This is a genomic window from Umezawaea tangerina, from assembly GCF_003002815.1.
GTDB classification, from domain to species: Bacteria; Actinomycetota; Actinomycetes; order Mycobacteriales; family Pseudonocardiaceae; genus Umezawaea; species Umezawaea tangerina.
The window spans coordinates 124,750-138,175 of record NZ_PVTF01000006.1 but is presented as its reverse complement, the minus strand read 5'-3'; the positions used below and the strand labels follow the sequence as shown (position 1 = coordinate 138,175).

Sequence of the window (13,426 nt, the reverse complement as noted above, 5' to 3'; positions counted from 1 at the left end):
CATGCCGCGTCGTGAACGCCCATTGGATGTGGGCGACAGCCCGTTGCTGGGATTCGCCGCCGATTTGCGCGCGGTCCGGGAGAAAGCCGGGAGCCCGCCTTATCGGGAATTGGGTGTGGTCGCCCACTACTCGGCCGCGACCCTGTCCGACGCCGCGGGCGGCCGGAAGCTGCCGAGGCTCGCGGTGACGCTCGCCTACGTCCGCGCGTGCGGCGGCGACCCGGTCGAGTGGGAGGCCCGCTGGCACGCCCTCGCGGCCGAGCTGAGCGCCGCCGGGGAACCGGCCGACGGCGACGCGGGCTCGCCGTACGTGGGCCTGGCGGCGTTCCAGCCCGAGGACAGCGCCCGGTTCTTCGGCCGGGAACGGCTGGTCGAGGAGGTACGCGCCCGGCTGGCCGACCACCGGTTCGTCGGCGTGCTCGGGGTGTCCGGCGCGGGCAAGTCGTCGTTGCTGCGGGCGGGCCTGCTGCCGGGGCTGCGCGCGGCGCTGTTCACCCCCGGCGCCCGGCCGATGCGCGAGCTGGCGCGGGTGCTCGCCGAGCATCCGCCGGGCGACGAGCTGGTGGTGGTCGTCGACCAGTTCGAGGAGGTCTTCACGCTCTGCCGCGACGAGTCCGAGCGCGCCCGGTTCATCGACGCGCTGCTGGCCGAGGCGGAGTCCGACGTCGGGGCGCGCCGGGTCGTGGTGGGCATCCGGGCCGACTTCTACCACCGCTGCGCCGCGCACACCGGGCTCGCGCGCGCGTTGGCGGAGGCGCAGGTCGCGGTCGGTCCGATGAGCAGCGACGAGCTCCCGCAGGCGATCATCAAGCCCGCCGTGCAGGCCGGGTGCACGGTCGAGGGACCGCTGCTGGCCAAGATCATCGCCGACGCCACCGGGCAGGCCGGGATGCTGCCGCTGGTGTCGCACGCCCTGCTGGAGACCTGGCGCCGCCGCCGCGGCAACGCGCTGACGGTGGCGGGGTACGAGGCGTCCGGCGGCATCCACGGCGCCATCGCGCAGACCGCTGAGCAGGTCTACACCGCGCTCGACCCCGGCAGGCAGCGCCGCGCCCGGCAGATCCTGCTGCGGCTGATCACCCTCGGCGAGGGCAACGAGGACACCCGCCGCCGCGTGCCGTGCGGCGAGCTGGACGACGACCCGGACACCGCCGCCGTGCTGGACGCGCTGGCCCGCGCCCGGCTCGTGGCGCTGGACCGCGACTCCGTCGAGATCGCCCACGAGGCCCTGATCAGGTCGTGGCCGCGGCTGCGCGACTGGCTGGCCGAGGACCGCGCCGACATCCGCGTCCACCGCGGCCTCACCGAGGCCACCGCCGCCTGGGAGGCCGTGCGGCGCGATCCCGGCGCGCTCTACCGGGGCGTCCGGCTCGCGGTCACCGGCGACTGGGCGAAGCGGCACGCCGACGACATGACCGCGCACGAGCGGTCGTTCCTCGACTCCAGCACGCACGCCGAGGAGGCGGACCAGGCGCTGCGCCAGCGCCGCAACCGGCAGCTGCGCTGGCTCACCACCGCGCTGTCCGTGCTGCTCGTGGTGGCCGTCGCCGTCACGTTCGTGGCCGTCCGGCAACGCCAGGACGCCGTCAGCGAAGGCCTGGTCAGCACCTCGCGGCAGCTCGCGGCCGAGGCCGAGACGCTGGCGGGCAAGGACGTCGCCCGAGCCATGCGCGCGAGCCTGGACGCCTACCAGAGCTACCCCACGGTCGAGGCGCGCAGCGAGGTGCTCAGCCTCGCGTCGCGGCGTGACTACCAGGCACTGCTGCCCTCGCCGTCGGACGTGCGCACGAAACCGGCGTTCACCCCGGACGGCCGCCTGCTCGCCGCGCCCGGCGCACCGGGGCGCGTCGACCTGTGGGACGTGGTCGACCACACCCGCCGCACCGAGCTGAGCGGCTCGTTCGGCCAGGTGCTGGTGGTCGCGGTCAGCGTGGACGGCGCCCTGCTGGCGGCGGGCACGGAGGACGGCGAGGTGCTGATCTGGCGGCTGGCCGACCGGTCGCTGGTGGCCCGCGCGGCGGCCTCGCCCGAACCGGTCCGCGAGCTGCGGTTCAGCCCCGACGGCCGGGTGGTCGCCGTGGCGGACGCGGGCGCGACCCGGCTGTTGGGCACCGGGGACGCCCGGCTGGTGGCCACCCCCGGCTCCGGCACGGGGTCGGGGTCGCTCGCGTTCAGCCCGGACGGCACGACGCTGGCGTTCACCGACGGCGGCGGGGTCGTGCTGTGGGACCTGCGCACCGCCACCGCCGTCGGCACGCTGCCCTCACCGGAGGGCCTGCTCAGCTCGGTGGCGTTCAGCCCGGACGGCCGCACGGTCGCCACCGCCGGAGCCGGGCGTTCCGTGCGGCTGTGGGACACGGGCACCCGGCAGCGGGTGGCCGACCTCGACCACGTGGACAGCGTCGCCCAGGTCGAGTTCGACCCGACCGGCGGACGGCTGTTCTCGGTCGACATCGGCGGCACGGTGGTCGTCTGGGACCTGGCCCGCCGGGCCCGCGTCGGCCAGCTGCTGCGCAACAAGAACCACGGTGTGGGCGCCGCGGTGTTCAGCCCGGACGGCCGGTTCATCGCGGGCAGCAGCAAGTCCGGCTTCCTGCTCTGGGACCGCACCCGCGTCCCGTTCATCGGCCACGTCGACACGGTCAGCGGGGTCGCGTTCGACCCGGTCGGTGGCAACGTCGTGAGCAGCAGCGCGGACGGGTCGCTGCTGGTCTGGGACCGCGAGACCCGCGCACCGCTGGCGTCCGTGCCGGGCGGCGGGACGTCGTCGCTGGAGACGCGCGGCCCGTGGGTGAGCCCGGACGGGCGGTGGGTGGTCGCGGGCTACGGCGGCAAGGTGGTGCTCCGCGACGCCGCCACGCTGGCCGAGGTCAGGACGGTGATCGAGGGGCACGTGGTGGAGAAGGCGGTGTTCAGCCCGGACTCGCGGACGTTGGCGGTGATCGTGGACGCCAGGACCGTGCGGTTCGTCGACCTGGCGACCGGGAGCCACCGCGACCGGACCGTGGACGGCGACGGGGCGCTCGACGTCAACTACAGCCCGGACGGCCGTTCGCTGGCCGTCGCGACCGTCCGCGGCCGGGTCCTGGTCTGGGACACCGAGACCGACGACGAGGTCGTCGTGGCCGAGAACGGGCACGCGTCGACCGTCGTGTTCAGCCCCGACGGGACGGTCCTGGCCGCCACCACCTACCACGACGGTGCCGGGCGGGTCGTGCTCTGGGACGCCGCGAGCCATCGGCGGACCGGGGAGCTGACCGACCCCGGCGGCCGGTTCAGCTTCCTCGCCTACAGCCCCGACGGGCGGCTCATCGCGACCTTCGACCACGACGACACGGTGACCCTGCTCGACGCGGCCACGCTCACCCGGTGGGCGGTGCTGTCCGGGCACACCGGCCCGGTGACCGACCTGGCGTGGAGCCCGGACGGCACGCTGGCCAGCGCCAGCCGGGACCTGACCGTGACGCCGTGGACCACCGACGTGCAGGCCGCGCTCGGGGAGCTGTGCCGGGCGCTGGCCTCGGACTTCCACGACGGGGGAGCGCCTCCCGCGGCGTGCGCGGGGCTGTCCTCCTAACACGGGGACGTTGTACGACGTCGAGCCGGAAGCGTTGAACGACAAAGTCGGAACAATAGGACTGCGAATTAGGGGGAAATGGGTACGACCTGGTCGTTGCGGGTTCGCTCGGAGGTGTGCCAGCATCTGCGTCGATGCGGTGGGGAATGTCCCGCATTTTCCTCTTGCGACTTCGGCGAATGCCTTGGAGTGATCTGCTGTGGAAACCGGGAGCACAATGCGGTCGATCCCGACCGCGCGCAGTTGTCCGTTCGACCCGCCGGACGAGCTCGGCCGGGCGCGGGAGGTCGCGCCGATCAGCCGGTTCTCGTTCCCCGACGGCCACCTCGGCTGGATCGCCACCGGCTACGCGGCCGTCCGCACGGTGCTGACCGACCCCCGGTTCAGCCACCGCGCGGACCTCGTCCGGCCGACGCTCGCCATGGACCGGGTGGAGATCCCCGAGGTGCTGCCCGGCATGTTCACCCGGCTCGACCCGCCGGAGCACACCAAGTACCGCAAGCTGCTGACGTCCGAGTTCACCCTGCGCCGGGCGAACGAGCTCGCGCCGCGGATCGAGCAGATCGCCGAGTCGCTGCTCGACGAGATGGAGCGCCGGGGGCCCGCGGTCGACCTGCTGCGCTCCTACGCGCTGCCGCTCCCGTCGCTGCTGATGTGCGAGGTGCTCGGCCTGCCCTACGCCGAGCACGACCGCTTCCAGCACGACTCCGACACGCTGTTCGACCTCAGCGCGTCGGAGGAGGACACCGTCGCCTCCTGGCTGTCGATGATCGACTTCCTGACCACGGCCATCAAGGCGAAGCACGAGGAGCCCACCGACGACGTGCTCGGCAGGCTCGTCGCCAGCGGTGAGCTCGACGACGGCGAGCTGGTCACCGTGGCGATGATCCTGCTGATGGCGGGCCACGAGACGACGTCGAACACGTTGACGCTCGGCGTGTTCGCGCTGCTGGAGCACCCCGAGCAGCTGGCCGCGCTGCGCGCCGACCCGTCGTTGGTGGACAACGCCGTCGAGGAGCTGCTGCGGTACCTGACGGTCAGCCACATCGGTCCGGTGCGCACCGCGGTCGAGGACGTCGAGGTCGCGGGCACGCTGGTCAAGGCGGGGGAGTCCGTCACGATGTCGCTGGCCGCGGCCAACCGCGACCCCGTCCGGTTCCCGAACCCCGACGTGCTGGACCTGACCCGCTCGGCGGCCGGGCACGTGTCGTTCGGCGGCGGCGTGCACCTGTGCACCGGCCTGCAGCTGGCCCGCGCGGAGCTGCGGATCGGGCTCACCGCGCTGCTGCGCCGGTTCCCGACGCTGCGGCTCGCCGTGCCCGCGGCCGAGGTCCCGTTGCGCGAGACGATGGTGGTCTACGGCACGCACAGCCTGCCGGTCACCTGGGACGTCGGGTGACCAGCACCCTCGACGGGCTGGCGCTGCACGGCGGGACCCCGGTGCGCACCCGCCCGTTCCCGGTGGCGACCGAGGCGGCGGGGCGCACGTTCGGGGAGGAGGAGAGCGCCGCGGTGCTGGAGGTGCTGGCGGGCGGCAGGCTCAACGCGCTCGGCGGCTCGCACGTCGCCGGGCTGGAGTCGGACATGGCCCGGCTGCACGGCGTCGGCCACGCGGTGGCGTGCAGCTCCGGCACGGCCGCGCTGCACATGGCGATCGGCGCGCTCGACCCCGATCCGGGCGACGAGGTCGTCACCACCCCGGTCACCGACTTCGGCACGATCATCGCGATCCTGGCGCAGAACGCGGTGCCGGTGTTCGCCGACGTCGACCCGCTGACCGGCAACCTCAGCCCGGAGAGCGTGCGCCGCTGCCTGTCCCCGCGCACCCGCGCCGTCGTGGCCGTGCACCTGCTCGGCGCGCCCGCGCCCGTCGTCGAGCTGGCTGACATCGCCCACCGCCACGGCGTCCCGCTCATCGAGGACTGCGCGCAGGCGCTGCTCACCGAACCGGCGCCCGGCAGGCTCGCGGGCACCGTCGGCGACATCGGCTGCTTCAGCCTCCAGCAGTACAAGCACATCACCTGCGGCGACGGCGGCCTCGCCATCACCGACGACCCCGCGCTGGCCCGCAGGCTCCGGCTGTTCGGGGACAAGGGGCGGCCGCGCGACACGGCGGCCCGCACGCACCTGTCGTTCGGGATGAACTACCGGATGACCGAGCTGCAGGGCGCGGTCGCCAAGGTGCAGCTGGGCAGGCTCCGCGGCGTCGTCGAACGACGCAGGCGGGCCGCCCACCGGCTGGTCGAGTCGCTGCGCGGCCTGCCCGGCATCACCTTGCCTGCGGAGGACGGCCACAGCTTCTGGTCGTTCCCGCTCGTCCTGGACCCGTCACTGGCGGGCGGCACCAACCTGCGCTGGGCCGCGGCCTTGCGGGCCGAGGGCATCCTTGCCGAGGGCAGGCTGCTCGACCACCCCGCCTACGCCTCGCCGGTGCTCGCGAACGGCCGCGTCTACGGCAACTCCGCCTTCCCGCTGTCCAGCCCACCGTCCAGGAAGGACTGGACCTACGCCCCCGGCCTCTGCCCGGCCGCCGAACGACTGCTCGCCACCACCCTGCTGGTCCTGTTCTGGAACGAGCACTACACCGACGCGGACGTCGACGACATCAGCACCGCCGTGCGGAAGGTGCACACCGCCCTCACCTGAGGAGAACCATGCCCAAGCACGTCCTGTTCCTCAGCGCCCCGGCCTTCGGCCACGTCTTCCCGACCCTCACCATCGCCGAGGCCCTCGCCCGACGCGGCCACCGCGTCAGCTACGCCACCACCGAGTTCTTTGCCCAGTACGCCGAGCAGTCCGGCGTCACCCCACTGATCTACGGCCCCACCCTCGCCGCCATCCCCGCCGGCCTGAGCGACCACGCCGACACCGCCGAGATCGTCCTCACCTGCATGCGCTTCTACGAGGAAGGCCTCCGCAGCGTCGCCTCCGTCGAAGCCCTCGTCGACACCACCCCGGACCTCATCGTCTTCGACCCCATGATGTACGGCGCCGCCGCCGTCCTGGGTCGCAAGTGGACGGTCCCCATCGTCCTCACCCACCCCAACCTCGCCTTCAACGACACCGTCGACTGGACCGCCCCCCGCCGCGCCGAGCTGCTGGCAGGTCCCCGCGGCGCCGAGGCAGCCGCTGTGGAGTCAGGTCTCCAGGACCTCTTCCTCCAGCACGGCATCGACGAAACCCTTCTCCACCAACCCAACGACCTCGCTCTGGTCTTCGTCCCCAAGGCCTTCCAACCCCAGGGCGACTCCTTCAGCGACCACTACGCCTTCGTCGGCCCTTGCAACGACGGCACCATCTTCCAGGGCGACTGGCAGCCCCCGACCCCCGACAGCAAGGTCCTCTTCATCTCCCTCGGCACCGTCCACAACGCCCGCCCCGACTTCTTCCGCCTCTTCGCCACCGCCTTCGCCGACCTCGACTGGCACGTCGTGGTGACCCTCGGCGGCTGGACCGCGGAAGACCTGGGCGACCTACCCCCCAACTTCGAAGTCCACCCCTGGCTCCCCCAGCTGGCAGTCCTCGAACACGCCACCGTCTTCCTCTCCAACGGCGGCCTGGGCGGCGTCATGGCAGCCGTCCAACAAGGCACCCCCCTCCTCCTCGCCCCTGAAGTAGCCGAACAGGACATGGACGCCAGGCAAGTCGTAGAACTAGGCCTCGGCCGCATCGTCGAACTCTCCACCATCACCCCGGAATCCCTACGCCAAGCAGTCCTGGACCTCTCCACAGACACCCCAACCACCGCCCGCCTCAACTGGATGCGCGACCGCGTAACAGAATCCGGCGGCACCACCCGCGCAGCAGACCTGATCGAAAAGAGAATGACCACCTAACCCACCAACAACCAGCAACACCCACCCCACCCCGTTGGGCGCAGCCCGCCAGCACGCATCCGGCGCGAAGCGCCTGGGGCCTTGTCGGCGCCAGCCGATGCCTTGTCCGACGCGCAGCGAGGATGCTTGAGTCAGGCGGAGCCTGATGCTGGCGAAGCCAGACTTCCCCTCTGCCCCCGATCCACAGCGCCCTCCTGCTTGATCTTGCTTGTCAAGACAGCTTCACCGTCTTGACAAGCAAGATCAAGCATTGAGACAATCGCGCGCCGGGGGCCGGGCTTCGCCAGGGGTGGGCACGACGTGACCGAGGGTTGAGCTTCCCCAGGGGTGGGACGGCCGGAGCAGGCTTCACAGGGCGAAAGGGTCATGAGCCGGGCCTCGCAGGAAGAACCCGCACAAAGGCCGACCCCCACCACCAACACCCCCACCCCCCAAACGGACCGATCAGTCACCCCTTGAACCACCCATCCCGATCTCCCGTACTCCCAACATGAGCGCGTCAAGCCCCACACCGCCTCCCCCGAGGAGGGTCTAGATGAGCCATCCCTTGGCGCAGTTGGCCTTCCGCGTCTCCCTCACCCTCGCGGCGGTCGGCATCGTGGGCGCCGTCCTGGCCGCCGCCGTAGGCCTGGTCCTCCTCGCCGCCCTCCCTTCCGGCCCCGCGGCCTCCGCCACCACCACCCAGCTGTGCGGGAAGGACGACATCGCCCCCGCCGGCGGCAAGGACTACCTGGCGTTGAACAACGTCTGGGGTGCCGACACCGAGCAGTGCGTGGGCGTCGGGGACCAGTCGCTCAAGGTCGAGCGCGCCGAGCACGACCGCCCGCCGAACGGCGCCCCGGCCGCGTCGCCCGCGCTGGTCAAGGGCTGCCACTTCGGGGTGTGCTCGGACAACAGCGGTCTGCCGGTGCAGGTGTCGCGGATGCCGGAGATCACCAGTGATCTGGTGGGCACGGCGGGGGAGGGCGGCACGTACAACGCCGCTTACGCCGTCTGGTTCCACAGCAGGCCTGCTGTCGACGGCCCGCCCGACGGTGCCGAGATGGCGATCTGGTTGCGCAGCAACGGTGACGTGCGGCCGAGCGGTGTGATGGTCGCGGGTGCGATGCCGATCGCGGGTGCGAGCTGGGACGTCTGGTTCGAGAAGGCGGACGGCCGCAACCGGGTGGTCTACGAGCGGGTCGGCGACGTCACCTCGGTCAAGGGGCTGGACATCCGCGCGTTCACCAAGGACGCCCAGACCAGGGGCTGGATCAAGCCCGAGTGGTACCTCATCGGTGTCGAGGCGGGTTTCAACCTGTGGCGCGGGGGAGCGGGCAACGCCATCGACCAGTTCAGCGTGACCGTGGACGAGTCGCGGCCCCCGGCCAGTTCGAAACCCCTCGGGCCCGCGGCCTGCACGGCCCAGCTCACCGTCGGCACCACCTGGGCCGAGGGCTTCACCGCCACCGTGGTGATCACCAACTCCGGCGGGCGCCCGCTGAAGGGCTGGGAGGTCGACTGGACGTTCCCCGGCGACCAGCGCGTGCAGAACTCCTGGGACGCCACCGTCACCCAGAACGGCCGGTCCGTCCGCGCCGTCAACGCCGACTACAACGGCACCGTGGAGGTCTCGGAGTCCATCAGCTTCGGACTCGTCGGCACCGGTCCACCGCCCAAGGTCACCGCTCTCACCTGCGTCCCGCGCTGAGCTCAGCCGTTGTGCACGCGCCGCCTCCGGAGCGCGCGCGTCACAGCGGCGACCAGCGCCCCACCGGCCACCGTCCCCAGCAACACCAACCCGCTCCCGACCACCCACAGCCCCGAGTCGTCGTGCGCCCGCGCCCACCACGACCACACGGCCGTGAACGGCACCGCCACCGCCACCACGGCAACCCAACCGGGCCCCACCAGCGTCCCGGCCACGACCAGCACCACCAACACCAGCACGCACCCCACGACCTGCGGCACCTCGTACGGCCCCGTGGCCGACCCGCTCACCGGATCAACCCGCCGCTCGTCATCGCTCCCGAGGAACACCCACCACGTCCCCACCGCCAGCACGGCGAGCAACGCCGCTTGCCCCACAACCCGAACCGCACCAGTGCGACCACCCATCCCCTCACCATGCGCCACCCCGCCCGCCCCCGCCAGCGCTGGAACGCGACCGCCACCACCGAACACCGCCCATCTCCACACTGAGCAGCCATATCGGCGGTTGTGTCGGCACCCCCTCGGCGCGGGCGTCTCGGCCTGGGTGCCGAGTACCCTCGCGCTGGGCTGTTGCTACCGGTGGTTGTGTTGGCGACCGCTGGGCGCGGGCGTCTCAGCCCAGGGGTCGAGCAGTCTCGGGCCGAGCTGTCGCTACCGCCGGCTGTGGCGGTTACCGCTGGAAGCGGGTCGTCTCGCCGCCAGGCGCCGAGCTCCGCCGCGCTGGGCTGTCGGTGTCGCTGGCGGTTGTGCCGGGGCTCTGCCGATGTCAAGTATTCCACGTCGGGCTCCGGGGCCCGCGGTCCGTGGTTGCTTGGTTCACCGCTGGGCGTCGGGTGTCCTCGGTGGCTGAGCTGCTGGAATCACCTCTGGCGGTGGTGCTGTCTCACCATCGGACGCCGAGCATGTCCGCGCTGAGGTCCCAGTGCCGCCGGACCAGTTCGGGGTCGTAGGCCTGCTTGTTGGTGCGTCCGATCCGGTGTCGTGGCGTGTAGTACTCGCCGGAGGCCCACGTCTTGCCCGGAACGCCCGTCACGAAGTGCGCGAGGTGCGCGCCACCCTGTTCGGCGGTCGTGAGCAGCCGCCTGAGCAGGGTGTTGTTGAACAGCCGCATGTAGCTCGTCGTGTCGGACGCGAAGTTCGTCGCCACGCCGCCGGGGTGGAACGCGACCGACGACAGCCCGGCCGCGTGGAACCGCTCGTGCAGTCCCCTGGTGAACAGGACGTTCGCCAGCTTCCCGTTGCCGTACGCCTTGTTCGCGTCGTAGTCGTTCCAGCAGTTCAGGTCGTCCAGGTCGATCCGCCCGTAGATCCGCGCCCCGACGCTGGACGTGTTCACCACCGCGGCGCCGCTGTGCAGCAGACGCCCGATCAGCAGGTTGGTCAGCAGGTACGGCGCCAGGTGGTTGACCTGGAACGTCTTCTCGAACCCGTCCACCGTCCGCGTCGGCCCCGAGAACAGCCCGCCCGCGTTGTTGGCCAGCACGTCGATCCACTCGCAACCGTCCACCAGGACCGTCGCGAGGTCCCGCACCTCGTCGAGCCGCTCGAAGTCGACCACGTGGTACTCCGCCCCGACCCGCTCCGCGACCGCCTTCGTCTTGACCGCACTGCGCCCCACCAGGATCAACCGCGTCCCCTCGCCCGCCAGGATCCCGCTCGCCGCGGCACCGATGCCATCACTCGCGCCAGTGATCACGATCGTCTTCATCCGCACCCCTCGACCGCACTCCGCCCGCAGGCCTCACCTCCACGCTAGCACGATACGAAACGAAGTCACTTCGTATCTATTTCAACACCGCTCCACCCGCCGCGACGCCGTAGGAGACCATGGACCTGTGACAAGCCGAGGTTCGACGAACGAGTCCCCCCGCCCACCGGGCCGACCCGTCGACGCCACCCTCGGCCCCGCCATCATCGAGGCCGTGCTCGACGAACTGGCCGAGGGCGGCTACGCCCGCCTCACCACGGCCTCCGTCGCCAAACGCGCCGGCGTCTCCACCGCCACCCTCTACCGCCGCTGGCCCACCAAACGCGACCTCCTCCTGGCCGCCGCCCAGCAGGTGGCCGACTCGGAGACCCACGACATCGACACCGGCTCCCTCGACGGCGACCTCCGCGAACTCCTCACGAGGAAACAACTCCCCATGGCGGGCAAAGCCGGCGCCACCCTCATCGCCCTGCTCGCCGAGTCCCGCCACGACCCCGAACTCGCCGAACTGATCAACACCGGCGTCATCACCCCCATGCACGCCCACCTGACCACCATGCTCAACCGCGCCATCACCCGCGGCGAAGCACCCCCCACCGCCACCCCCACCACCGCCACCCGCCTCCTGGGCGGCCTGGTCCTAGCCCAAGCCGCCTTCACCCCCCAAGCAAACGGCCCCCTAGCAACCCCCAACATCAACACCGACGTAGCCCTACTCCGAACCGCCTTCACCACCCAGCCTGAGTAACCACCCAGCGACGCTGGAAAGCGACACACAAGCCACCCAACGACGCTGGAACAAACACGCAAGCCCCCGGCGACGCTGGAACAAGCACACAAAGGCTCAGCAACGCTGGAAGCAGCAGACAAGCCCCCAACGACGCTGGAAGCGAGCGGGGCTCGTCCGCTCGTGCGGTCGGCTTGACTTGGGGTTTTTGGGCTTAAAATTAGTCGGCGGGCAGGCTCTACCACCTGCCCTTTTTCGCCCGACGAAGCCCAAAAAAGGGGCCCCAAGTCAAGCCGACCGCACCCGGAGTCCGCTGTAGCGACACCCCCGGAGACCGCGGCACCGACACCGGGCGACACACACCGCGGCTCGAACACCGGGCGACCCCCACGGCCACCAGCACACCCCCCAACCCCCACCTCACACCAACCTCTTGATCTCCCCCCGAGCCCGATAAAACCCCCCACTGACCGAACTGTGCACCTCCGCCACCACATACCTCGCCCCAGCCACCCGAATGTCCTTCGGGAACTGCACCCCACGCCCGGGGTCATACCCCTCCGACACCACCCTCACCCTCAACCTCCCCCCGACCTGCACGCACTCCACGACAACCCCACCCCCACCAGAAGCCACCGTCTCCACCTCAGCGGTCGCCTCCACCCTCTTCCACCCGTCCGCCTTCACGTCGCTGCGGACCGGCACCTTCCCCTGTTCCGCCGCCCCCACCGCCGCCGGGCTCGCGTCGATGCACGCCAGCGACCCGTCGGTCGTCACGATGTACAGCCGCTCGTCCCGGTACTGCATCGAGAACGCCGACCCGCACCCCGTCCCCAGCTTCCACAGCCGGGTCCCGTCGGCGGCGAAGCAGTACACCGACGAGTGGCTGTCCCCGGCGAACACGTACTCCCCGTCCGGGGACGTCGCGCACGAGAACACCGCCGCGTCGCACCGGTACCGCGCGACCTCCGCGCCCGTCGACTTCGCCAGCCGGTGCACCCACCCCCGGCTGGTCCCCGCGAACACCTCCGCCGGTTCCTGCCAGCCGAACAGCACGTCCCCGTTGGTGTCGGTGTGCCACACCTGGTCGCCCGAGCGCGCCGCGTAGTGGGTCACGCCCCGCGAGTGCCCGTGGTAAGCGCCTTCCGGCGCGCAGCGGACCATCCACGCGCCGTCGCCGCTGCTGGGCCGCGACCACTGGAACTCGTCCTCGTGGTCGACGACCGTGATGCCGCCCTGGCGGTCGGACACGCCGAGCACGCCGTCGTCGATGTCCAGCCAGTAGATGTCGACGTTGCTGGCGATCTCGTACGCGACCCTGGGCACCTTGCCGCCCAGGTCGTACACGCGGCCGTCGTCGCACCCCGCGTAGATCCAGAAGTCGTCCGCGACGATGCACTTCACCCCGTCGGGCAGGCCGTACCGCCCGGTGACCGCGCCGTCGTGGGTGAGCGTGTAGACGTCGCCCTTCTCGTTGCCCACCCACGCCTGGTCCTCGCCGACGAAGATGCCGAACGCGGGCGCGCCCGACGCGAACCGCCAGAGCACCGGCGCCTGGTGCGCGGTGGACACGACGCTGGTGATCTGCCGCCTGGTGACCGCGCGCCGCTGCCGCACGCCCTTCACGGCGGGCGCGTACCCCTTGCGCACCTTCTCGCCGATCTTCTTCTCGGCCGCCTTCACGGCCTTGGCGGCGTCCGGGTACGTCGCGTCGCGGATCGTCCCCGTCTCGCCGATGCGCCCGTAGGTGATCGTCACCTTCGTGTCGACCACCCGCACCTCGTAGAACTTGTGCGCACCGCCGTCGGACTCGGACAGCTCCAGGTACGTGGTGGCAGCAGGCATTCTGATCTCTCCTCGGGGACCGGGTGGCGCGATGGGACCAA

9 protein-coding genes are annotated in these 13,426 nt (G+C 71.5%); 6 read left to right on the top strand and 3 right to left on the bottom strand.

Annotation, left to right across the window (positions count from 1 at the left end; genetic code table 11):
• Positions 1-115 precede the first annotated feature (115 nt).
• From CLV43_RS21000 to CLV43_RS20980, 5 genes are all read left to right on the top strand, one after another.
• Positions 116-3,577: an nSTAND1 domain-containing NTPase gene (locus CLV43_RS21000; RefSeq protein ID WP_106188954.1), complete on the top strand. Its 3,462-nt coding sequence runs from the start codon at positions 116-118 to the stop codon at positions 3,575-3,577.
• Between the two features lie 217 nt (positions 3,578-3,794).
• Entirely contained in the window at positions 3,795-4,976 is a 1,182-nt protein-coding gene (locus CLV43_RS20995) for a cytochrome P450 (RefSeq protein WP_106188953.1), read from the top strand.
• The gene (locus CLV43_RS20990) at positions 4,973-6,223 is read left to right on the top strand and encodes a DegT/DnrJ/EryC1/StrS family aminotransferase (RefSeq protein ID WP_106188952.1); all 1,251 of its coding nucleotides are present in this window, start codon (positions 4,973-4,975) and stop codon (positions 6,221-6,223) included. The genes CLV43_RS20995 and CLV43_RS20990 overlap by 4 nt, the downstream gene beginning before the upstream one ends.
• An 8-nt stretch (positions 6,224-6,231) precedes the next feature.
• On the top strand, positions 6,232-7,413 hold the full coding sequence (locus CLV43_RS20985) for a macrolide family glycosyltransferase (protein ID WP_106188951.1): 1,182 nt from the start codon (positions 6,232-6,234) through the stop codon (positions 7,411-7,413).
• A gap of 535 nt (positions 7,414-7,948) precedes the next feature.
• Positions 7,949-9,103: a cellulose binding domain-containing protein gene (locus CLV43_RS20980; RefSeq protein ID WP_106188950.1), complete on the top strand. Its 1,155-nt coding sequence runs from the start codon at positions 7,949-7,951 to the stop codon at positions 9,101-9,103.
• Between the two features lie 2 nt (positions 9,104-9,105).
• On the opposite strand, the gene CLV43_RS20975 is transcribed toward CLV43_RS20980, so the two are convergent.
• Together CLV43_RS20975 and CLV43_RS20970 are read right to left on the bottom strand one after the other, a co-directional pair.
• Complete coding sequence (locus CLV43_RS20975) at positions 9,106-9,480, bottom strand: hypothetical protein (RefSeq protein ID WP_170155938.1); 375 nt, start codon at positions 9,478-9,480, stop codon at positions 9,106-9,108.
• A gap of 508 nt (positions 9,481-9,988) precedes the next feature.
• Entirely contained in the window at positions 9,989-10,813 is an 825-nt protein-coding gene (locus CLV43_RS20970) for an SDR family NAD(P)-dependent oxidoreductase (RefSeq protein ID WP_106188948.1), read from the bottom strand.
• A gap of 127 nt (positions 10,814-10,940) precedes the next feature.
• Here CLV43_RS20970 and CLV43_RS20965 point away from each other — a divergent pair, with 127 nt between their 5' ends.
• A complete protein-coding gene (locus tag CLV43_RS20965; protein ID WP_211304457.1) occupies positions 10,941-11,561 on the top strand; it encodes a TetR/AcrR family transcriptional regulator in 621 nt (206 codons plus the stop codon).
• 399 nt (positions 11,562-11,960) lie between these two features.
• Here CLV43_RS20965 and CLV43_RS20960 read toward each other — a convergent pair whose 3' ends face one another.
• Complete coding sequence (locus CLV43_RS20960) at positions 11,961-13,385, bottom strand: WGR domain-containing protein (RefSeq protein ID WP_106188947.1); 1,425 nt, start codon at positions 13,383-13,385, stop codon at positions 11,961-11,963.
• Positions 13,386-13,426: the final 41 nt, after the last annotated feature.